Annotated in this window: 20 protein-coding genes and 2 tRNA genes; 9 read left to right on the forward strand and 13 right to left on the reverse strand. The window is 53.6% G+C overall.

The annotated features are described in order from the left end of the window. Positions 1–117: 117 nt before the first annotated feature. Positions 118–960, forward strand: coding sequence for a deoxyribonuclease IV (locus tag NFR19_RS06395; protein WP_251212959.1), 843 nt, complete (start codon positions 118–120; stop codon positions 958–960). Here NFR19_RS06395 and NFR19_RS06400 read toward each other — a convergent pair. From NFR19_RS06400 to dnaN, 12 genes are all read right to left on the reverse strand, one after another. Beyond that, positions 954–1757 (reverse strand): ABC transporter ATP-binding protein, encoded by an 804-nt coding sequence (locus NFR19_RS06400; RefSeq protein ID WP_349665518.1) that lies wholly within the window; start codon positions 1755–1757, stop codon positions 954–956. The two genes, NFR19_RS06395 and NFR19_RS06400, sit on opposite strands and share 7 nt — an antisense overlap. Beyond that, on the reverse strand, positions 1757–3043 hold the full coding sequence (locus tag NFR19_RS06405) for a peptidylprolyl isomerase (protein WP_251212961.1): 1287 nt from the start codon (positions 3041–3043) through the stop codon (positions 1757–1759). The genes NFR19_RS06400 and NFR19_RS06405 overlap by 1 nt, the downstream gene beginning before the upstream one ends. A gap of 132 nt (positions 3044–3175) precedes the next feature. After that, the gene (gene typA, locus NFR19_RS06410; RefSeq protein ID WP_251212962.1) at positions 3176–4984 is read right to left on the reverse strand and encodes a translational GTPase TypA; all 1809 of its coding nucleotides are present in this window, start codon (positions 4982–4984) and stop codon (positions 3176–3178) included. Positions 4985–5053: 69 nt separating this feature from the next. Then, positions 5054–5518 (reverse strand): CPBP family intramembrane glutamic endopeptidase, encoded by a 465-nt coding sequence (locus NFR19_RS06415; protein WP_251212963.1) that lies wholly within the window; start codon positions 5516–5518, stop codon positions 5054–5056. Between the two features lie 5 nt (positions 5519–5523). Next, positions 5524–6027 (reverse strand): bifunctional nuclease family protein, encoded by a 504-nt coding sequence (locus tag NFR19_RS06420; RefSeq protein WP_251212964.1) that lies wholly within the window; start codon positions 6025–6027, stop codon positions 5524–5526. Positions 6028–6388: 361 nt separating this feature from the next. Then, positions 6389–6464 (reverse strand) — tRNA-Ala (locus NFR19_RS06425). Positions 6465–6592: 128 nt separating this feature from the next. Next, a tRNA-Ile gene (locus tag NFR19_RS06430) sits at positions 6593–6669 on the reverse strand. A gap of 54 nt (positions 6670–6723) precedes the next feature. Continuing rightward, positions 6724–7434 carry a TraX family protein gene (locus tag NFR19_RS06435; RefSeq protein WP_251212965.1) on the reverse strand — a complete coding sequence of 237 codons (711 nt, stop codon included), beginning with the start codon at positions 7432–7434 and terminating at the stop codon, positions 6724–6726. A gap of 292 nt (positions 7435–7726) precedes the next feature. After that, positions 7727–10225: a DNA gyrase subunit A gene (gene gyrA / locus NFR19_RS06440; RefSeq protein ID WP_251212988.1), complete on the reverse strand. Its 2499-nt coding sequence runs from the start codon at positions 10223–10225 to the stop codon at positions 7727–7729. 261 nt (positions 10226–10486) lie between these two features. Continuing rightward, entirely contained in the window at positions 10487–12415 is a 1929-nt protein-coding gene (gene gyrB, locus NFR19_RS06445) for a DNA topoisomerase (ATP-hydrolyzing) subunit B (protein WP_251212966.1), read from the reverse strand. 120 nt (positions 12416–12535) lie between these two features. Further along, the gene (gene recF, locus NFR19_RS06450; protein WP_251212967.1) at positions 12536–13657 is read right to left on the reverse strand and encodes a DNA replication/repair protein RecF; all 1122 of its coding nucleotides are present in this window, start codon (positions 13655–13657) and stop codon (positions 12536–12538) included. Positions 13658–13720: 63 nt separating this feature from the next. Beyond that, positions 13721–14818 carry a DNA polymerase III subunit beta gene (gene dnaN / locus NFR19_RS06455; RefSeq protein ID WP_251212968.1) on the reverse strand — a complete coding sequence of 366 codons (1098 nt, stop codon included), beginning with the start codon at positions 14816–14818 and terminating at the stop codon, positions 13721–13723. A gap of 844 nt (positions 14819–15662) precedes the next feature. On the opposite strand from dnaN, the gene NFR19_RS06460 reads away from it, so the two are divergent. From NFR19_RS06460 to NFR19_RS06495, 8 genes are all read left to right on the forward strand, one after another. Next, positions 15663–16481 (forward strand): ATP-binding protein, encoded by an 819-nt coding sequence (locus NFR19_RS06460; protein ID WP_251212969.1) that lies wholly within the window; start codon positions 15663–15665, stop codon positions 16479–16481. A 92-nt stretch (positions 16482–16573) separates the two neighbouring features. After that, the gene (gene dnaA / locus NFR19_RS06465; protein ID WP_251212970.1) at positions 16574–18232 is read left to right on the forward strand and encodes a chromosomal replication initiator protein DnaA; all 1659 of its coding nucleotides are present in this window, start codon (positions 16574–16576) and stop codon (positions 18230–18232) included. Continuing rightward, positions 18232–18597 (forward strand): hypothetical protein, encoded by a 366-nt coding sequence (locus NFR19_RS06470; protein ID WP_251212971.1) that lies wholly within the window; start codon positions 18232–18234, stop codon positions 18595–18597. Before dnaA ends, NFR19_RS06470 begins: the two co-directional genes overlap by 1 nt. Before the next feature lie 24 nt (positions 18598–18621). Then, positions 18622–18756, forward strand: a complete 135-nt coding sequence (rpmH, locus tag NFR19_RS06475) for a 50S ribosomal protein L34 (RefSeq protein WP_165062734.1) — start codon at positions 18622–18624, stop codon at positions 18754–18756. A 5-nt stretch (positions 18757–18761) separates the two neighbouring features. Continuing rightward, positions 18762–19121, forward strand: a complete 360-nt coding sequence (rnpA, locus tag NFR19_RS06480; RefSeq protein WP_251212972.1) for a ribonuclease P protein component — start codon at positions 18762–18764, stop codon at positions 19119–19121. Between the two features lie 31 nt (positions 19122–19152). Further along, positions 19153–19404 (forward strand): membrane protein insertion efficiency factor YidD, encoded by a 252-nt coding sequence (yidD, locus tag NFR19_RS06485; RefSeq protein ID WP_251212973.1) that lies wholly within the window; start codon positions 19153–19155, stop codon positions 19402–19404. After that, positions 19388–20164 carry a YidC/Oxa1 family membrane protein insertase gene (locus NFR19_RS06490; RefSeq protein WP_251212974.1) on the forward strand — a complete coding sequence of 259 codons (777 nt, stop codon included), beginning with the start codon at positions 19388–19390 and terminating at the stop codon, positions 20162–20164. Before yidD ends, NFR19_RS06490 begins: the two co-directional genes overlap by 17 nt. A 102-nt stretch (positions 20165–20266) precedes the next feature. Further along, positions 20267–20827 carry a Jag family protein gene (locus NFR19_RS06495; RefSeq protein WP_432762719.1) on the forward strand — a complete coding sequence of 187 codons (561 nt, stop codon included), beginning with the start codon at positions 20267–20269 and terminating at the stop codon, positions 20825–20827. A 386-nt stretch (positions 20828–21213) separates the two neighbouring features. Here NFR19_RS06495 and rsmG read toward each other — a convergent pair whose 3' ends face one another. Next, positions 21214–21864 carry a 16S rRNA (guanine(527)-N(7))-methyltransferase RsmG gene (rsmG, locus tag NFR19_RS06500; RefSeq protein WP_251212975.1) on the reverse strand — a complete coding sequence of 217 codons (651 nt, stop codon included), beginning with the start codon at positions 21862–21864 and terminating at the stop codon, positions 21214–21216. Positions 21865–21991: the final 127 nt, after the last annotated feature.

The following is a 21991-nucleotide window of genomic DNA, read 5'->3' on the forward strand; positions in this document are numbered from 1 at the left end:
AGCGCAACACGGGCGGCTTCGGTGCGGCTTTACGCATTTATTACACCTGGACGGCATGGCGCCCCCGTCCCTCGCAGCGGTCTACACTGGCCGAAGAACCAAGCGAAAGGAACTCCCATGTTCACGATAGGGTGCCATCTCTCAACCGAAGGCGGCTATGAGGCCATGGCTCATGAAGCTGAGTCCATACACGCCAACACCTTCCAATTCTTCACGCGCAACCCGCGTGGCGGTCACGCACGGGCGATCGACCCGGCTGACCTTGCGGCGTTTCAGGCGTATGCGCCCACCGTGGGCATCGAGGAGATCATGGGCTATGCGTCCTACACCATGAATCTGGCGGGTCCCGACCAGAGCAAGCGCGATTTCGCACTGGCAGAGTTCGCCGAGGATATTGCGCGCATGGAAGAGACGCCGCATAATCTCTACGCGCTCCACTGCGGAAACGCCGAAAGCCAGGCAGCCGACCACGCATGCAGCCTGCTCGCCGATGCCATGAACGCCACGCTGCAACCGAGCCAGACAACGCGCGTAGCGTTGGTCACCATGAGCGGCCGCGGTACCGAAATAGGCAGCACGTTCGCGCAGCTCGCGCGGGTGCTCAATGGGATAACGCTGCGCGAGCGCGTAGGCATCTGCCTTGATACCTGCAACCTCTGGAACGCCGGGTACGACCTGGTGAATGACCTGGATGGCGTGCTCAAGGAATTCGATGCCACCGTGGGGCTTGATCGGGTGTATGCAGTGCACCTCACCGATGCGAAGTACGGTAAAGGGTCACACGAAGGACGCCATGCCAACATTGGCGAAGGCACTATCGGTTTTGATGCCTTGACAGCGGTGACGAACCATCCTGCGCTTGCAAGCAAGCCGTTCTACCTTGAAGAGCCGCACGCGCGCCTTGCTGAGTACATGAAGAACATTGACCGATTCCGCGCTGCATACGAAATGCGTCAGTAGTCGGCTCGCAGCGCATAGTAGCCACCCCGACGCTCCACGGTAGCCGGAATGTCGAACAGCGCCGCCATATGCTCGGCGGTAAGGATCTGCTCCTTGCAGCCATCCGCGATGATGTGCGCGTCTTTCACCAGCACGACACGTGGAATCTCGGGGATCACATCCTCCAAATAATGGGTCACGAGCACCAAAGCCTTGCCCACCTGCGCAAGATGGCGCATGGTGTGGCGCAGCCAGAACATGCCTTGTGGGTCCAACCCGGTGCACGGCTCGTCGAACACGAGCACGCTCGGATCGTTCACGAGCGCCCGGGCTACCAGCACGCGGCGAGCCTGCCCGCTTGAGAGCGTGGTCGCATCGCGCGAGGCCAGATCGGCAATGCCCAATTCCTCAAGCACCTCCATGACGCGCATCTGCTGGGCGCCAGTAACCCTAAACCGCTTGGGAACCCCTAAAGACCCGAACAGACCACCCGCAACAATATCTTGGACCGGCACATGCACGTGCATCTGCGATTGCTGAGTGGCAGAAACATACCCCACAGCCTGGCGAACTTCATCCAGCATGATACGGTCGTTGCCACGGAAGCGCACCGGAGGAATGTCGCGATGCAGCGGCTGTATCTCGCGCGTGAGAAGACCCATCAAGGTAGACTTTCCGGCACCGTTCGGACCGAGCAGCGCCACTGATTCTCCCTCAGCGAGCGAAAACTGCTCTATATGCAAGATGCAGCGGCCCGCTCGGCGGACCACTGCATCGTTCAACTCAAAAAACGGAGCGTTATGAGCAGACTGCATCATCAGCCTTGGGATGCGTCCGCTTCGCCTTCGTCTTTAGCAGCTGCGTCGGTTGCACCGGCATCAGTCGCACCCGCGTCTTCCGCACCGGCCTCGCCCTCTACCGGCTCAGCATCAGTGGCGCCACCTTCCGCATCGGCTGCTGCGGCGTCCACATCGTCGGCCACGCCTTCCACGTTATCAACCAATTCCTCGTTGGCTGCCTCGTCCTCGGCGTTCTCTTCCTCTTCCGTTTCGTAGGCGCTCATATCAACGTTGTACGGCACGTTCTCCGGCATATCGTTGATAACAACCTCGCTGGCTTCCTGCTTCTCGTCCAGCCAGCTTTCCATGCGCTCGCTGGTTTGGGTCGAAGATGCCTCGGTGCGAATGTCGTCCATGATGTCAGAGGGCACCTGGTCAACGCTGGTAATGGTTGCGGGCACCTCGGCAATGTCAGTGCACTTGATGATGTGATAGCCATACTGCGACGGCACCAGTTCGGTCATCTCGCCCACCTGCAAACCGTCCAGAGCGTTCTGATATTCCTCTACGAAGGTGGTCATGCCATCCCAACCCACATCGCCGCCCTCTTGGGCCGAGCCGGTGTCGGTGGAGTTCTCCTTCGCAGCCTCGGCGAAATCGAGCTCGCCCGATTTCAGCTTGTCGAGCACTTCCTGGGCCTTCTCCTGATCATCTTCCTCGAACAGGATGTGGCTGCTGCGACGCATGGTGGTGCCCGCGGCATCGGCCAGCTTGGTCTGCGCTTGCTCGATCAGCGTGGCGTCCTCAACGTTGGCCTCTTCGGTGAACTTATCCTCGAGCTTCTGGTAGGCGATGCTGTAGGAGAGCTGATCTCGGTACGCCTGCTCGTCGGCATAGTTCGAGCCCTCCAGCGCTTCTTGCCACGCTTCGTCGCTGGAATAGTTCGCGCGAACCTTATCTACCTGCTCCTGAATCTCTTCATCGGTAGCGGCGCAATCCTCATCGCCCGCGAACTGCTTCACCAGTTCGCGATCGATCAGAACCTCCAACGCATCGTCGCGCTGCTTGCTCGGCGTTGAGCTCATATTGTGCAGATACTCCGCCCACGCATCATCGTCTTCCGCTTCGGCGTTGATGCGCTGGGTGTTGATCTGGCGCGTGATGGTGTCCTCAGGTATCTCGGCGCCATTGACCGTGGCCGCCACGCCGCCGGTCAACCCGGTATCAGGCGTCAGGCCTTTGCTGCCCGTACTGCATCCTGCGACACCCACGGCGCACACTGCTGCCAGCGCCACTGCTGCTGTGCAAGTGAAAATCTTCTTCATCTCAGCCTTCCGATGGTCTGCAATTCGTGTAACCGGCCCATTTTCGCACACCGTTGCGGCGGGCGCACGCTAGCGGTGCGCAGAAACGGGCAAATCCAGAGAATAATCTAAAAGCTTCGTCTCGAGCGCGCGCTAGCGTTTGGCCGCCTTCTTCCGGTCAGTTGCGGAGAGCAAGCGCTTGCGCAGACGGATGCTCTGTGGTGTGACCTCCACCAACTCGTCATCCTCGATGTATTCCAGCGCCTCTTCCAACGTGAAGGTGATCGGCGGGGTCAGCTGAATGGCCTTATCGGCAGAGCTCGAACGCTGATTGCCCAGGTTCTTCGACTTCTCAACGTTGACCACCATATCACCTTCTTTGGCGGACTCGCCCACGATCATGCCCTCGTAGCACTCGTCACCCGGACCCACGAACAGGCGCCCGCGCTCTTGCAGGGTGTCCAGCGCATACGCCACGGCTTTGCCGGTTGACATGGCGATCATGCCGCCGTTCTTGCGGCCGACCATCTCGCCCGAATACGGGCCGTATTCCTTGAAGTGGTGGAACAGCACCGCTTCGCCGTGCGTTGCGTTCAAGATGCGCGTTTTCAAGCCCATGGTGCCGCGGGTGGGGATGCGGAAGGTCAGATGCGTCATCGATTCATCAGAGGCCATATCTTCCATGATGCCACCGGCGGTACCCATGACCTCGATGGCCTTGCCCGCATAATCGTTGGGCACGTCCACGGTCGCTTCTTCGATGGGTTCCAGCTTCTGGCCGTCTTCGACCTTATAGACCACGCGCGGGCGGCCCACCTGGAACTCGAAGCCTTCGCGGCGCATGGTCTCCATCAGCACCGACAGATGCAGCACGCCGCGGCCCGCCACTTCGATGCCGCTTTTGTCCTCAAGCTCATTGATGCGCATGGAGATGTTGCTCTCCTTCTCGCGCAGCAGGCGCTCTTTCAGCTGACGGGCGCCCACGATGTCGCCCTCGCGACCAACGAGCGGACTCGTGGATGCCTCGAATACGATGGCCATGGTGGGCTCTTCCACCGCAATGGGATCGAGCGTCTGCGGGTTTTCTGGGTCGGTGATGATGTCGCCGATGTCGGCGTCCTCGATGCCGATGACCGCCACGATATCGCCCGCAGTTGCCTCGGGCACCTCGGCTTTGCCCAGGTTCTCGAAGGTGTACACCTTGCGAATCTGCGCGGTGCGCGCATCTCCGTCCGCCTTCACCACCAGCACCTGCTCCTTTTCGTGGATGGTGCCGCTGTGCAGACGGCCCACGCCGATGCGCCCTTCGTAGCTGCTGTGATCCACCGTGCTCACCTGAAGCGCGAGCGGAGCGGTGGGGTCCACGTCGGGGCACGGCACTTCGGCCAGAATGGTATCCAGCAGCGGCACCATATCCATGGTGTCGTCGTCGGGGGCAAGGCGCGCATACCCGTTCACCGCCGAGGCGTACACCACCGGGAAGTCCAGCTGTTCGTCGGTGGCGCCCAGTTCCACCATCAGATCGAATACCTTATCCACCGCGCCCTCGGGGTCGGCATTGGGGCGGTCTATCTTGTTCACCACCACGACAATGCGCAAGCCGCGTTCAAGCGCATGAGAGAGCACGAAACGCGTCTGGGGCTTGGGTCCCTCGTAGGCATCCACGATCAGCAGCGCGCCGTCGGCCATGTTCAGCACGCGCTCCACCTCGCCGCCGAAATCGGCATGGCCCGGTGTGTCGATGATGTTGATCTTCACATCCTTGTACATGATGGAGATGTTCTTCGACAAAATGGTGATACCGCGCTCGCGCTCTTGATCGTTGCTGTCCAGCACGCGCTCTTCCACCTGCTGATTGTCGCGGAACACATGCGAAGCCCACAGCAAGCGGTCGACCAACGTGGTCTTGCCGTGGTCAACATGGGCAATGATGGCAACGTTTCGTATGTTCTCTTGTTTCATGCTCGTTTTCCGTTCGCTTCTTCCAATGCAACGAGCGCCTGCACAAGGCGCAATGGTGCATCTTATCCCTTATGGCAGTCCCAGCGCGCCAAACCACAGCATGTCGAACGCCGAATGCGCACAAATCGGCCACCAAATGCTGCCCGTGCGCCGGTAAAGCGCGATCATGCCCAAGCTGAACGCGAAGGCGATCGGTGCTTTCCACGGCTGCGCCAGGTGGCATAACGCGAAGATGAGCGCGGTAGCAAGAGCACCGAGCAGCTGCGTGCGGGGTGGCGCACATCGCAACCCGGACGCACATCGCATGCGGGCCCTGAGAGGGCGCGCTTCCGGGAAGGTCTGAGGCGCGGCGCGGGACGGTTCCGGGTGTTCTTCGGCGCAGGTACGCGAGGTTGCAAGCAGGAAGACGGCGCACGGAAACAGCAGCCACGTGAATATGAGCTCTTCGCCAAGGCCCGTCAAAGCGCAGTCGAAGGCAAACGATGGGCCGTTTGCCGCCGCACCAAAGCAGAGCACGGCGATTAACGCAAGCACGCCCATTATTGCTGTGAGAAATCCTCGGGCGACAACCCCTCAAGAAACGTACGGAACTCTTGCAGTTCCACCTCTTTCGCCTTGTCGTCTTTGAAGAGATAGGGAAACGATGCCTGTTGGAGCACCTGGTCCTCGATCATGAAGGGGCTATCCTCACGAATGGCTAGACTGAGCGCATCAGTGGGGCGCGCGTCAAGCGCGATCAAGCGGCCTCCTTGCCGCAGCACCAACTTGGCGAAGAAGGTCTGACCCTCCACGCGATCGATCACGACATGATCAACGCACGCATCGAGATTCGTGATCGCATCGATGAAGAGATCATGGGTCATCGGGCGCGGCAGTTTGGCGTGCTCCAAAGCAATACCCAACTGCATGGCTTCGTTCGCGCCGATCCACACCGGCACGATGCGAGATTTGCCAGGCTGTTGGTCCTCAATAGGCTCCAACACCAAAACGGCCGGCTGCTCGGGGCCGGTGAAGATGAGGGTTAACACGCGCAGTGGCACCATGATCGTTCCTTCGTACGTTGAGCTCTGTTTTTGTTGAATTCTGCCTTTGCTGGGCTTTGCTTCTGTTGAACTCTACCTTTACTTTGTTGAACTCTTCCTTTATTGAGTTTTGCTTCTGTTGGGTTTTACCTTTGTTAGGTTTTGCTTCTATTGAGCTCTATCTTTATTGAGCTCTATCTTTGAACTTGACCTCTTATCTTGTTCCGTGCGGATTCAGGTTCTCCCCTTGCCTTTGCCCGTTCATGTTCGGGCTTCGTTCTTGTCTCTTCTCGTTTGGCTTTAGTTTTTGCCCTTGCCTTGTCCCATTCGGCTCTTTCTGTAAAAAACGGCCGCCAGCATGCACCGACGACCGTATCATTCATGGTGGAGCATAGGGGGATCGAACCCCTGACCTCAGGCTTGCAAAGCCCGCGCTCTCCCAGCTGAGCTAATGCCCCATATGGGTGACGACCGTTTTTCGCGAACGCCCGTCGTCTGCATGTTTCCTTGCGAATGTTTCACGTGAAACATTTTAATAAACGCTCCACCGGCTAACTCGGCTCACGGTGGAGCGTTTATCGCAAAATGGTGGGCCCGAATGGATTTGAACCAGCGACCTCACGCTTATCAGGCGTGCGCTCTAACCAACTGAGCTACGGGCCCTTGAAAAATGCCTGATAATCCTAACGCAGATTGAGTTGCGCGGTCAAGGAAAATTCACAAGAGAATTACGATTGCGACCCAAATCACAAACAAATGGAGCGGATAGTACGCATAAAAGAACCACTTCATAGGTCTGCCGCGGCGTCCCCGGTACCCGCAAAGCAGAAGAGTAGCAATGGTATAGCCCACCAACGCATACCCCAGAACATGCAGGTTAGAGAATCGTATCGCGGAAAAGCAGGTGACAGCCATGGGTATGGCCATGGTTCCGATAATCGCGGGTACATCTGAGGGCTTTCCCGCAGAGCCGCGCTTCACGCCGCGCAGCGTCGCGAACAGATAGATGATCACCAAACCAGTCGTGCCCCAATCAACCACGCCTTGCAGCAATACGGTTCCGGCGAGCGCCGCGATCAGCCCCACGCCGGAATTGAATCGGTCACACAGCCACAGAATGCCCAGGCCGATCAGCAACGTGAACAGTACATTCAGCGGCCATTGGAATACCAAGTAATACGGGATCTGCGAAACAACGGCGAACCCGGCAAGCCTGAGCGCGTATTTTCGCAGGTCAGAGGTGTGTGCATATCCCTCCACCAAGAGAAACGCCATGATGGGGAAGGTGACGCCGCCCACTGCGTACAAGGCGAAATCGAGCGGCTCGGGCAAAAGCGCGCCGAACACATTCGCCACATGGTTGCACGTCATAGCAACGATGGCGGCTATCTTCAGCTGGAAACCGGTTATCTCAAAAGAATGTTTCACGTGAAACATTATAGAGCGCGAAAAGTTGAGAGAATTCGCGGCGTCGGCTGCTCTGCGCATGGCTATGCAAGCTGCGTCTGTGCTCTGCAAACTGCGCTATGCACATTGTTTCACGTGAAACAATGTCGCTTGCGGCAGTGTGCACCCATGAACGTCTCAAGCGCCCGCGAACGTCTCGGATATGAGAAACTCACCCCGCAGATACGAGCGAGGTGAGCTTCCCCAGTACCATCAAGTGCGTTGAGCCTCCGCTGAACCGAGCGACCTCGTTCATCCTCAGCCCACCGCACCGCTATTCGATCTCTTCGATCCCGGCTAGGCTCGCATCCTCGTTCACGCTGTCGGTGCGCTTCGTCTTCTTGCCCGCGCGCTCACTGATAGCAACAGCCGTCACGCGGTCGCCGTCGGCGATGTTCATGCATCGCACGCCCTGCGCCTGGCGGCCCAGTTCGCTAATGCCCTTCACCGGAGTGCGCACGATGACGCCTTCCTCGGAGATGATCATGATCTCGTCGCCTGCCTCCACGATCTTCATGGACACCAACAGGCCCTTCTTCTGGGTCATGGTGATCGTATAGACACCCTGGCCACCGCGATGGTGTTCGCTGTACTCGGACACTGCGGTGCGCTTGCCGTAACCCTTCTCGGTGATCACGAACAGGTCAGTGCTCGGGCGTGCTATCTCCATCCCGAGCACCCGCGCGTCGGCTGGCACATTCATGCCGCGCACGCCGGTGGCGCTGCGGCCCATGGCGCGCACTTCGCTTTCGTCCCACAGAATCGCCTTGCCAGCGCTGGACACCATGATGACCTTCTCGCCCTTGGCCACGCGCTTCACGCTGATCAGCTGGTCGTCGTCATTCAAGTTGATGGCGATCAGGCCGTCGCGGCGCGTCCGGTCATACAGATCCATGGCAGTTTTCTTCACCGTGCCGTTTTGAGTGGCGAACATCAGGAATTCGTCGTTCGGGAACTCCTTCGTGGAAATGACCGCGCTGATGGTCTCGCCCTTCTCAAGCGGCAACAGGTTCACGATAGCGGTGCCGCGCGCATGACGGCTGGCCTCGGGAATGTCGTACACATGTAGGCGATACACTTTGCCCTTCGTGGAGAAGAACAACATGTAGCTGTGGTTCGTGGCAACGAACAGGTGCTCAACGTAATCCGAGTCTTTCAGATTGACGCCCTGCATGCCCTTGCCGCCACGTTTCTGCTGTCGATACGCCGTCACCGGCATGCGCTTGATATAGCCAGCGCGCGTCATGGTAACCACCATGTTATCGTCGGGAACCAGGTCCTCCACTTCAATATCGCGTGCCTCGCCGGTGATGCGCGTGCGGCGGGCCGTGGTGAAACGCTTGCGAATTTCCAGCAGTTCGTCCTTGATCACGCCGCGCAGCAAGCGCTCGTCATCAAGCAGGCTCTTGAGATACGCGATGCGCTCGCGCAGCTCGGCCAGTTCATTCTCGATCTTCTCGCGCTCAAGGCCGGTCAAACGACGCAGGCGCATCTCGAGGATGGCGTCGGTCTGGCGTTTGCTCAGCCCGAAGCGTTCGCGCAGGCGCTCGCTCGCTTCTTTGTCCGTCTGGCTGCTGCGAATGATCTGGATGACCTCGTCGATATTCTCCAGCGCGACGATCAGGCCTTCGAGGATATGCGCGCGCTCTTCCGCCTTCGTCAGCTCGTAGCGCGTCCGCCGCGTTACTACGTCGATCTGATGCTGGATGTAGTAGTGCAGCATCTCTTTCAACGAGAGCACGCGCGGCGTGTCATCCACCAGCGCCAGCATGTTGATGCCGAATCCCACTTGCAGCTGCGTATGCTTGAACAGCTTGTTCAGCACCACCTGCGGAATAGCGTTCGATTTCAAGTCGATGATGATGTCGATGCCATGGCGGTCGGCCGCATCATGAATATTGCTGATCTCGGGCAGCTTCTTTTCGCGCACCAGTTCGCCCAGCTTCTCGAGCAGGCGCTTGCGGTTCACCTGGTATGGAATCTCCTTCACGATGATGGAGCTGCGGCCCGACTTCTTCTCTTCAAACGTGCATTTGGCGCGAATCGTGATGTTGCCGTGGCCAGTCTCGTAGGCATCCACAATGCCCTTCTTGCCCATGATCAGGCCGCCGGTGGGGAAATCGGGGCCGGGCAATACGATCATCAGCTCTTCAGTGGTCACATCTGGGTTGTCGATCATCAAGATGGTGGCATCAATGGTCTCGCCGAGGTTGTGCGGCGGAATGTTGGTGGCCATACCCACCGCGATGCCATTGCTGCCGTTGACCAGCAAGTTAGGGAAGCGCGCCGGAAGCACCTTGGGCTCTTGGAGGCTTTCGTCGTAGTTGGGCTGGAAATCAACCGTTTCCTTGTCCAGATCGCGCAGGATCTCCATCGCGGGCTTATCCAGGCGCGCCTCGGTGTAACGCATGGCGGCCGCAGAGTCGCCGTCAATGCTGCCGAAATTCCCGTGGCCATCAACCAGAGGAAGACGCATGCTGAACGGCTGCGCCAAGCGCACCATGGTGTCGTACACGGCCGAGTCGCCGTGTGGATGATACTTACCAATCACATCACCTACGGTACGTGCCGACTTCATATGCGGTTTGGTGGGCAAATAGCCCGACTCGTTCATCGCGTACAGAATGCGGCGATGCACCGGCTTCAAACCATCGCGCACATCGGGCAGCGCACGCGCCACGATAACGCTCATGGAATACTCCAGGAACGACTGCTGCATTTCGCGGCCCAGTTCGGCGGTTTGCACGTCAGTGCCCGCGCTGGCAGCGGTCATGTCCGCTGTCTCGGCGGCTTCTTCGGCCGCGGTCAGACCCTCGTCGTCGTATTCGCCCGCATCGTCTACCGTCACGCCTTCATCAACGGAAAGCTCCAGGTCGTCAATCGCTTCGTTGTCCGTATTGGCATCTCTATCGTCTGCCACGTCGTCGTCAAAGCGATCGTATTCTTCGTTTATGTTGTCGTTGTCAACCATGTATCACCTTTCAGATGTTTCACGTGAAACATTTCAGCTTTTCTCGTTCTGGGTGCGGATCCGTTAGATATCCAGGTAGCGAACGTCCTTCGCGTGGCGCTGGATGAACTCCTTGCGCGGCTCCACTTGCTCGCCCATCAGTTCGCTCACCACGCGCTCGGCCGCAGCGGCATCCTCGATATTCACTTGCAGCAGCGTGCGGTTTTGCGGCTCCATGGTGGTTTCCCAGAGTTGTTCAGGGTCCATCTCTCCCAGACCCTTATAGCGCTGCACATCGAACTTATCAGGGTCGGGCAACGAAGCCAGGTATGCTTTCAACTCGTCTTCTTTGAAGATGTACTTCTCGATCTTCACATTACGGCTGTTCTTCTTCTTCAAACCATAGAGCGGCGGGCAAGCAATGTAGATGTAGCCGCGACTGATCAGCTCGGGCATGTAGCGATAGAAGAACGTCAGCAGCAAACAGCGAATGTGCGCGCCGTCAACGTCAGCATCGGTCATGATGATGATGCGATGATAGCGGGCCTTTTCGGCATCGAAGTCGTCGCCGATGTTGGTGCCGATAGCGGTGATCAGGCTGCTGATGGTGTCCGAGTTGAGCGACCGATGCAACCCGGCGCGCTCCACATTCAAGATCTTACCGCGCAGCGGCAGAATAGCCTGGAACTTGCGGTCGCGCGCTTGCTTAGCTGAACCACCTGCGGAGTCGCCCTCTACAATGAAGATTTCAGAGAGCGCCGCTTCCTTACTGGAACAGTCAGCCAGCTTGCCGGGCAAGGCAAAGCTATCGAGCACGCCTTTGCGCCGTGTAGCCTCGCGCGCCTTGCGTGCCGCTTCGCGCGCTTTCAACGCCTGGCTGGCCTTTGAAACGATGCGCTTCGCAGGAGCCGGATTCTCTTCCAGGTATTCGGCCAGCCCTTGGGCCACCGCGTTTTGCACCAGCGGGCGAATCTCGGTGTTGCCCAGCTTCGTCTTGGTCTGCCCCTCGAACTGCGGGTCGTGCAACTTCACGCTGATGATTGCCGCCAGGCCTTCGCGCGTGTCATCGCCAGAGAGGTTGTTGTCCTTCTCCTTCAGCAGACCCTTCGCACGCGCGTAGTCGTTCAGGGTGCGCGTGACGGCCTGCTTGAAGCCGTCCATGTGCGTGCCACCCTCGTGCGTGTTGATGTTGTTGGCGAAAGCCATGATGGAGGTGCTGTAGCTGCTGGACCACTGCATCACGATTTCCACCTCACCATCAGCGTTCTCTGCGGCGAAGTAAATGGGCTTGTTCAGGGTTTCTTTGCCCTCGTTCAGGTACTTCACGAAGTCAACGATGCCGCCGTCTGCCTTGAATACCTCGGTGCGCTCGCGGCCGTCACGCTCGTCGTGCAAAATGATCTTGAGCCCCTTGTTCAAAAAGGCCATCTCGCGGAAACGGTTGGCGAGCGTGTCGAAATCGAACACAGTGGTTTCCGTGAATATCTCAGGATCGGGCCAGAACGTGGTCTTCGTGCCCGTGCCCTTCGCCGAGCCTATCTCATGAAGCTTCGTGGCTGTTTTGCCGTGATCAAAATCAATGGCGTACTCTTTACCATCGCGCTTGACGCACACTTCAACCTTGGTGGAAAGCGCATTGACCACCGACACGCCCACGCCGTGCAGGCCGCCTGACACCTTGTACCCTTCGCCGCCGAACTTACCGCCAGCATGCAAGATGGTCAGTACCACCTCAACCGTGGGAATCTTCTCTTTCGGATGTTTCTCAACGGGAATGCCACGCCCGTTGTCCGCAACGGTGATGGAGTTGTCTTGGTGGATCCACACTTCTATGGTATCGCAGTAGCCCGCCAACGCCTCGTCAACGGAATTATCAACCACCTCATAGACAAGATGGTGAAGCCCGCGCGGACCGGTGGAGCCGATGTACATGCCCGGGCGCTTGCGCACCGCCTCAAGGCCTTCGAGCACCTGAATATCGGACGCGCCATAATTCTCTGGTTTTGCTGCCATTAACACGCTCCTGTATTGATATGGGATTTTCGGCGCTATAAGCGTCAAGAAGCAATTTTACCATACAAATAGTCGTTTTTTGGCAAACCATGGCCTTAAAGAGCACAAATACACGCTTTCTCAGGCGCTTTCAAAGGGAAGCTGTACTATTTGTGCTTCTTGAATCATCTCACGATCGAAATAATCTAAGTTCGCCGTGGTGATAAACGCTTGAATATCGTGCTGGAGATACCTCACGAACGCCGCGCGGCGATGGGCGTCAAGCTCGCTCATCACGTCGTCCAGCAAAAGCACCGGAAAGGTGCCGAGCACATCGTTGATGGTGTCTGCCTCGGCCAGCTTCCACGCCAGCACGGCACTGCGCTGTTGCCCTTGGCTTGCGAATCGAGTCGCATCCATTCCCTCGATCTGAAACGTGATGCGATCGTGGCTGGGGCCTACCAGCGTGCGATGCGCTGCAAGCTCATCGGCACGGTGAGCCTCAACTGCCGCAGCTAGTGCCTGCGAATCTACCATCGCAGCCTCAGAGCGTTTTCGGGGAGGCGCTTGATCGGTCGAAGCAGGTGTCGTCGTTTGCCCCGATGCCTCATAGTAGCCATGCAGCGTTTCTCCATCCGCAATGTGGGTATAATGCGCTGATATCTGCGGTTCAAGGCGCGCGAACAAAGCTCGCCGATAGTTTTGCAGCTGAACCGCCACCTTCACATAGAGCTCGTTCACCGCATCCAGCATGCTGGCTTCTCCCTCTTTGAGAAGCCTGTTCTTATGGCGAAGTATCTTCTCGAAATCGCGCAGGATAACCTGATAGTTCTTGTTGAGCTGCACACCAAGGGCATCAAGTGCATCCCGACGATGCGCGGGCGATCCTTTGACCAGGTCAAGATCGTCCGGCGTGAAGGCGACCGACGGCATGATACCGCGCATGTCAGCCACCCGCTTCGCTTTCCCGTTCAATGCATACGTGCGGGTGGTCTCATTGATGGCGAGCGACATCTCAAGGTGCCGCACCTCATCGGCTACCGTGAGCACCGCGCGTGCGGTGGTGGCGCCGTGTCGAATCAGATCCGCCGAGCGGGCATGTCGAAAACTCTGTCCCGCCGTCAGTAGTTGCACCGCTTCTACTACATTGGTCTTCCCCGCAGCATTCGGCCCAACGAAAATGGTTAGACGCCCGGTAATAGCTACGTCTGCCTGGCAACAATTCCGAATATCATTAAGGTGTATATGAGTGATTCTGAGCATAGCTTAGGAGAAATCTTCTGTTTCACATGAAACACCTGCGCCCACAAGCAGGGCTCACACACCCTAGAGCCGCACCGGCATGATCAGGTACAGATAATTCTCCGGTTCAGCTGCGCGCAGAATCCCGGGCTTCATATCGGACTGCACTTCCAGGCTGACCTTTTCACCACTGATAGCTGCAAGGCCATCCATCACATACAGGCTATTGAATGCGATCTGCACGTCCTCGCCCTCTATCGCACAGGGTAGCGTCTCTTGCGCGGTGCCCACATCGGGGCTGCTCACGGTGATCTGCGTGGTCTGCGAAGCCGCATTCAGATCGAAGCGCATCGGCGCGGTGGAGCTGGAAAGAAGACTCGCGCGCTTGACGCTCGCCGCAAGCGCCGACACCTCAAGTTCCGCGCGGCTTGCATACGTATCTGGTAAGAGCTGCTTGTAATTCGGGTAATTCCCCTCGATGCGGCGGTTGATGAATACCACCGGGCCGCACGTGGCAACGATCTGATTCTCCGCGATGGCAAGGCGCACCATATCTTCAGTCTTGGGAAGGCTGGCGATCTCGTTCATGAAAGACCCTAGGATAACCGCCTCGAAATCCTCTGCTATCGCCTCAGGAAGCGCAGTCTCGCACACCGCAAGGCGGTAGGAGTCGGTTGCCACCATGCGGAGCACGCCCTCTTCAAGGGTGATGAGGATGCCGGTTAAAATGGCGCGGCTTTCATCACGCGAGACCACACGCGCCACACGCTTGACCATATCGGCGAAAGCGGGAAAGGGTATTTCGATCGTTTGGTCGGTTTCAACGTGCGGAAACCCAGGGAAATCCTCTGCGTTAAGGGTGCGAACGCTGAACGAAGACGTGTCGCAGGTGATATGCGCCTCACCCTCCGCTGCTTGCACGGTCACTGCAGCATCGGCAAGGTTCTTCACGATGTCGCTCAAGAGCTTGCCTGGCACCACCGTTCGACCAGGTTCGTCAACCAGCGCGGCAACCGTATACTGCACTGAGTACTCGAGGTCAGTCGATTGGAGGATGACTTCATCGCCACGCGCGTCAAGCATGATGCCCGAGAGAACCGGCAGCGTAGAGCGGGTGGACACACCTTTGAGAACAGTATTGAGCGCAATTTGAAGTTCGGTTTTGTTGATCGTGAATCGCATGAGGCTCCCTCTATTGATATGTGTAGGTCATTATAGCGTGCGAGCATGTTCCTGTGGCTGTTCGTGTCGTTGTTTGTGTGGTTGTTCGTGACAGCCTGTAATGGTGCTAGTTGCCTGCACGTTAGTAGCAGTACAGGCATTTACGTGGCCATTATTTCTTATGGCTGAGCAGATCAGTTGTACACCTGAGAGTGCCTCTCGTTTTCTGATCGCCTATTTAATTTTCTGACCTTTTTCATCAGCTTTCAGAAACAATAGAAACTCTCTTTCAGTGACTTGAATTTTTTAAGAAATTAAGAAAAACAGTGAAAAACTGATCTGAAAAGATGGTTTTGGAAGCATCTTTCTGTGCCCTATTGTTCATAATGTTGAAAAGCACATCTTCGATCTGCAAAAATGTTCAAAACTCACAAATGAATGGGTTCTACCTTGTGTTTTAACGCGATTTTGCATGTGAATATCTTTCTGTATGACCTCGTTTGCGTTCTTGTTTTTCCATACTGAACTGGGGTTTTATCTTGCTTGAGGTAAAAATAGAACATTCTTACGAAAGTGCCTTCAAAAATGTCGCTTTGAAAACATTTTTACTCGTTCCAAAAAGCTATTGAACGGGGAAAACCTTTTCTTAAAGAAAATCAAGTCAGAACCGCCGATTTCTTTAACATTGGTTTTCATTTTTTATCGTCTGTTTTTCAACTATTCATTCAGTTTTGAACATTTTCTGAATAAAAAGTTCAAAACTAGAAGAGGTAAGTGTCTTTTTCAGTGCTTTTTCGGCTTTATCGTGTAAAACGTGTCATACTTCTTTTTCTAAGAAAAAGTCACACAGAGCGAAGGGGGCGCGGTGGATTATTCATTCGTAACGAGCACAGCGCGTATCGCTTTGTATGATGATATGCTGAGCAGCCCGCGTATTATAGAAGTCCCCCCTGCTGAAACGATGGATTTCATCGGCGCACTTTCGTCTGAGATTTACAACCAAGCGCGCGAGATGGGTGGGGGTATTCCCTTCTCAGCTATCCGACAAGTCACCGAGAATTTCATTCACGCAGACTTTCGCGAGATCGTGGTCTCCATCATGGACGAGGGCAACACAATCCGCTTCACCGATCAGGGACCTGGTATTCCTGATAAGGAACGCGCGCAACTACCCGGGTTTAGTTCAGCGAATGAGCATATGAAGCGCTATATTGATGGGGTTGGATCAGGGCTTCCGATTGTTCGGGAATACCTTGATGTGAAACAAGGAACGCTCACTTTAGACGATAACCTTAATGGGGGGTCTGTGGTCACATTAAGCCTGGTACCCCATGATCACACCACCTCTAATGCTCGGTTGGAGGCGGGGGCATCTGTATCTCAGCCGTTTGCCCCGCAGGCGCTTTCCCCTCAGGCTCTTGCTTCTCATGCTGGCCCACTAGAAGCGCATACCTATCCTCCCGAGTTGGTGCTCTCGTCCCTTTCGCGCCGCTCGAGACAGATCCTTGCGCTCTTCACCACTCAAGATATGATGGGCGTGCAGGATATCTCCGAGATGACCGATATCCCACTCTCCAGCACTCACGCTGAACTTCGCAAACTCGAAGAGGCGGGATTGATTGAGAAGCTCGGAAAAAAACGGGTCACCACACCATTAGGACAACAGATCGTGAGTTCACTGTAAAAGGCGGTTCCTTATATATGTTGGTTATATACTGGTGTTATTTAGGCTGTATGCTATTCTGACGATATAGTGAAGGATTCAAGAAGGCGGCTATGAAAAGCGATTCTCTTAATCAGAAATGGCTCGATATCTGTAGTCGTGTAACATCGTATCCTGATGTTGACGGATCCCAGTTCAACGCGCTGATCAGCCGACTTCACCCCCAAGCGATCAGCGATGGGTTCTTGATGTTAACAGCTGAGAATAGTTTCTTGAAGTCGTGGGCAGAGCGAAGCTTCGTAAACGCTATCCAGCGGGCGCTGCACGACCTTTACGGCATGCCCTACGTGGTTGTTGTTGAAGTTGACGAGGAAGTGAATGAATCGGACGCGCTTTCGACGGAAGGTCCCGCGAATAATGCTCTACTAGGCACCGACCAAGGAACGCTTCACTGTGTGCCCGCACATACTTCCCCATCAGGCGCGGCGCCTTTGTATGAGGATGAGGCTTCGATAAGGGATGCCGCGGTAACCGCTGCTACGATACCCGCTTCTTCCTCAACTCCTTCAAGTGGTGCTATATCAGCTCCAACCTCTCCCCTCGTATCCGCCACAACAGAGAACAGCTCTTTTGAGTCATCTATCACAGCACGCGATTCTTCTATATCGTCTTCTCTTAGCACGTCACATCAAGAGCGTTCTGAGTCTCAACATGACCAGATTCTTTCAAATATCACGTTTGAGAACTTCGTCATTGGGGAATCGAACCGCATGGCGTACAGCATGGCGGTTCAAGTAGCTGAGATGCCGGGAAGCACAGCATTGAACCCGTTGTTTATTTACGGGAAGAGTGGCCTGGGAAAGACGCATCTTATGCGCGCCATTCAAAACTATGTTCGCGAAACGCGCCCTGATTTGCGCACGATCTACGTGGATAGCGAAGAGCTGATCAGTGGTTACACCGATGCAGTAGCCGAACACGATCGTGAGAAATCAAGTTATAAGAATTTTAAAACGTATTACGAAGCTGCTGACGTGCTCTTAGTTGATGACATCCAATTCTTACAAGGTAAAAAACAGACGCTCGATATCGTATTTCAGATATTCAATAAGCTCATCAACCAGGGTAAGCAGATCGTGCTGAGCGCCGACCGAGCGCCTAAGAATATCGACATCGACGAGCGTTACAGTAGCCGCTTCGTGCAAGGCGGAACCATTGATATCCAGCCGCCCGAAGTTGAAACGAAGCTTGCTATTGTTAAAAGCTACATTAATGAATATCGCGCGACACCGGGTAATGAAGACCTTCTCATTCCGGAAGAAGTGCAATTCTATATCGCAGAAAACAGCGGTTCTAATATCCGTGAGCTCAAGGGTGCGCTCACCATCGTCATCTACCATATCAATTTCCTGAACAAGGACACAGTTTCTATCGGAGATGTGAGCCAGCTTCTAGAAAACCATTTCTCGAATGATATTCGCAAGAATCTGACGGTTGAAGATATACAAAAAGAAGTCGAGCAGTTCTATAAGGTGAAGCACGCTGATATTGTCGGCCCGTCTCGCGATAGGAATGTGACCTATCCTCGCCAAATTGCGATCTATCTGTGCCGACAGTTGCTTGATCTTCCGTTCAATGACATCGGAAAAAAATTCAATCGAAATCACACCACTATCATGCACTCGGTTTCAAAAGTTGAAGACCAGCTTCTGTCGAATCGAAACGTACAAGAAGAGATCGAGGCGCTCAAACAGATCATTAAAGAGCTTTAGTGTCTCAAGATGAGAAGCGACTGCGCACGATTGTTTCACGTGAAACCTTTCCTGATTTTATGCGCTCTCTATACACTTTTTCTCTCCAAAATCTATGGCGCTATGGTGCATTTTCCATAATTCCCTCTGAAACCCTGTTAATAGCCCAGACACGTTTTCAACGTCTCTCAGCGGAGAAAAATACGGCACCACGCTGGCTTTTTCCCATTTTTCTTGATTTCAACCGTCGTTATTATCATTATTATTTTTTAAAACCACTCTCCCTTATTCATCCTCGAACACTGCTCTCTCAAGCCGTTCATAAATTCTATTTGACAGAAAGACCAGCTAGGATATACTTTTCGAACTGCGCATTTTTTCTCTGAGAAGAGTAGAAAAGGAACCAAAAGATGAAGCGTACCTATCAACCGAACAAGCGTAAACGCGCAAAATGCCATGGTTTTCGTGCCCGCATGTCCACTAAGGGTGGCCGTGCTGTTTTGTCACGGCGTCGTGCGAAGGGTCGTAAGCGTCTCTGCGTGTAACACAGTTGGAAACTATTAAATCCAGCGCTGAGATTTCTTCGCTCTTTAAGAGAGGTGTTCGTTCGTCGAATAGATTCATAACGCTGATAGCGGTGAGAAAGATCGACGATTATAACCCTTTAGAACACGGCCCCTGTGGCCGTGTTGCATTTATCGCAGGGAAGAAAAATGGCAATGCATGTTGGCGAAACGCAGCGAAGCGACGCATGCGTGAGATAGCACGTCAGATTGGTGCCCCTTGGGTCGGCTATGATGTGCTGTTTATTGCAAAACGCGGTATTACCAGCGTTTCTTATAGTAAAGTGCTAGAAGCAACGAAGGACACCATGAGCCGTGCGGATTTAGGAAAGCTATCCGGTGAGTAGACTGCATACCATACTTAAGAAAGTGCCTGTCATGGTTGCGGTTGGGCTGATCACTTTTTATAAGGCCGCTATTTCTCCGTTGCTGCCTAGTTCTTGTCGGTTTGTTCCAAGCTGTTCAGAGTACGGGTTGATCGCTTTTCAACGCTTTGGATTTCGCCGCGGCTTTGTTTTGACCGCTAAAAGGATATGCAGGTGTCGTCCGGGTGGCCCTCATGGTTATGACCCGGTTCCAGATATACCCGAGAATATGAAGGGATCAGCCGGTCATGTGGGATATGTTTAAAGACTGGATTTTCCAAGCTATCCAGTTCTTCTATAACGTTTGCGGGGATTGGGGCCTCGCGATCATCATTATCACCATCATCTTCCGTATCTTGGTGGCTCCGCTTATGCATAAGCAGGCGAAGTCGAATTATCAGATGCAGAAGATTCAGCCTCAGATTCAAAAGCTGCAAGAGAAATATGCTGGCGATCAAACTCGAATGAGCCAGGAGATGCAGAAGCTCTATGCGGAAGCGAAGTTCAATCCTCTTGCAGGTTGTCTTCCCATGTTGCTTCAAATGCCCATCTTCATTGCTTTGTTCCAAGTTCTTCGGGAAATGGGCGATAGGGTAGAAGTTCAGAATTTTTCGTTCTATAACATTGTGCCAAACTTGGTTCAAACTCCATCGGGCGCTCTTGAACAGGGAATTGGAACATTTGTTCCCTATTTGATTCTTATGATCGTTTTTGCGGGCGCCACATTCTTTCCTATGATTCAACAGCAGCTTAAGAATAAGGATAATAAGCAGCGTAACCAAACGCTCATTATGGGCATCGTAATGACCTTATTCATGCTGTGGATCTCATGGGGATCCCCAGCAGGTGTTTTGTTGTTCTGGGGTGTTTCCTCGTTGATCGGTATTGCTCAGAATCAATTTACGCTTTCCCGGTGTCGGCGTGCTGATGCTGCTGCTGAGGCAGCAGCGCAGCTTGAGGTGAAGCCGGTTGAGGTGGAGGTTGTACGCAAGGAGAAAAAGCAGCGCCCGCATAAGAAGCGCTAGTTTTCCGCCTTCCTATTGTTTCACGTGAAACAATGAGGTGGATACACGCGCTGAGAAGAATGTTTCATGTGAAGCATTCTGCCATAGATAAGGAGTTTAATTATGGCCGAGCACGATATTCAAGAATCTATGAGCGAAACTGTGGAGCAATCACAAACAGATTCTCTTCCCAAGAAAGAGATGAGCGACGTTTCTGAGGAAGAACTGGATGCCATTGCGGATAAATCAATTCAGATTATTCAAGATATTCTCAAGCATTTTAATGTTGGTGAGGTTGTTATAGACGAGTATGAGGGAGATGAAGGAGAGCTCATTCTTGATATTACTGGCGACGATCTTGCTGTTATGATTGGGCGACATGGGAATACCCTCGATGCACTGCAAACACTCTTCAATTCCATCATTATTAAAGAGATCGGCTTCAGGTATCCTGTTGTGATTGATGTTGAAGGATACAAGAGCCGTCAGCGTCAGAAACTAGAATCTATTGCACATTCCTCTGCGAATCGAGCCGCGAATCAGAATCGTCGTATTAGTTTGCATCCTATGACTCCCTACGAGCGGCGGATTATTCATATTACTTTGAAAGATGATGGTCGTGTTGAGACGATCTCTGAAGGGGAAGGAAACGGGCGCCATGTTGTAGTGGTGCCGCTTTCGTGATCTGTAATGAATATACGATTCAGTTAATTAAGTTATCAACCAACCGACTGTCTTATTAGCTAATCTCTTAATGGAGAGCCATTAACTACTCAGCTAGTTAATGGCTTTACTCTTTATATATCTCGATAGTTACTAAAATAGTAAAGCAGAATCTTTAGCATTTTAGGGCTTGAAGAGGAAGCTAATGATAAGCACTTAGCTATTTTTTTGGGTGACTGTTATATTTAGTAAAAAGCTAACAGTTAATCTCTTGGGTTGCTGTTTACGTCCCTAGAATGTTTCACGTGAAACATTCTATAGGGTGCGTGTACAATCAAAAATGTTTCACGTGAAACATTTTCTGTAACAATAGAATCTTATAACCTCAATTGTTTCACGTGAAACAATTATGAACATAATGGCTTCTTTTGCGCCAAACCTATTCTTCTAGGGAGTTTAATACGAGGATCTGACTGTTTTTCAAATACAATGCATTCCCGATATGTCTCTTTATCGCTTAAAAAGTAGTTCCTTCTTGAAATCAAATACATACCTGTTGTCTTTTGGATTGCCTTACCATCGTCTAGTTCGTGCTTATCAAGATGAGCTTTTAAACAAATAAGATGTCCACCTTTTTGCAATAAAGGCGCTGCTAATTCCATAAGTGAAGGAATTTTAGAAAGAGCTCGTGCACTTATAACAGCAAAGGAGGAAGGATGCTCTACTGCAACTTCCTCAACTCGTTTACCACATGTTTTGATATGAGAAAGGTTCATATCATCCAGAACGTTCTGAACAGCTTTCATCTTTTTCTGAACAGAATCAATTAACCATGTTTCTCGATTACTCTCAAGAGCGATAGGTACTCCTGGGAAACCTCCCCCTGAGCCAATATCTCCATAACGACCTGACGGCGCATTATGAATCTCCGGGAGAATTGCCAGTGAATCTTCTATATGAAGAAGGAGAGCCTTATTTCGGTCTGTAATGTTCGTCAAATTGATTTGCTGATTGACTTCAAGAATACGGTCTAGATATTCGACGCATTTTTGATTCATGTAGCACCTCAATTGTTTCACGTGAAACATTCAGTAATGAAGCAAGTATAAACGGTATAAGGAAGATGTGGGAATCATATAAGAATCATCTCTCTTATGTAACAGAAAGAAGTCAGAAAGAGATCAG

The organism is Adlercreutzia murintestinalis (assembly GCF_943192905.1).
In the GTDB taxonomy this organism is placed as follows: domain Bacteria; phylum Actinomycetota; class Coriobacteriia; order Coriobacteriales; family Eggerthellaceae; genus Adlercreutzia_A; species Adlercreutzia_A murintestinalis.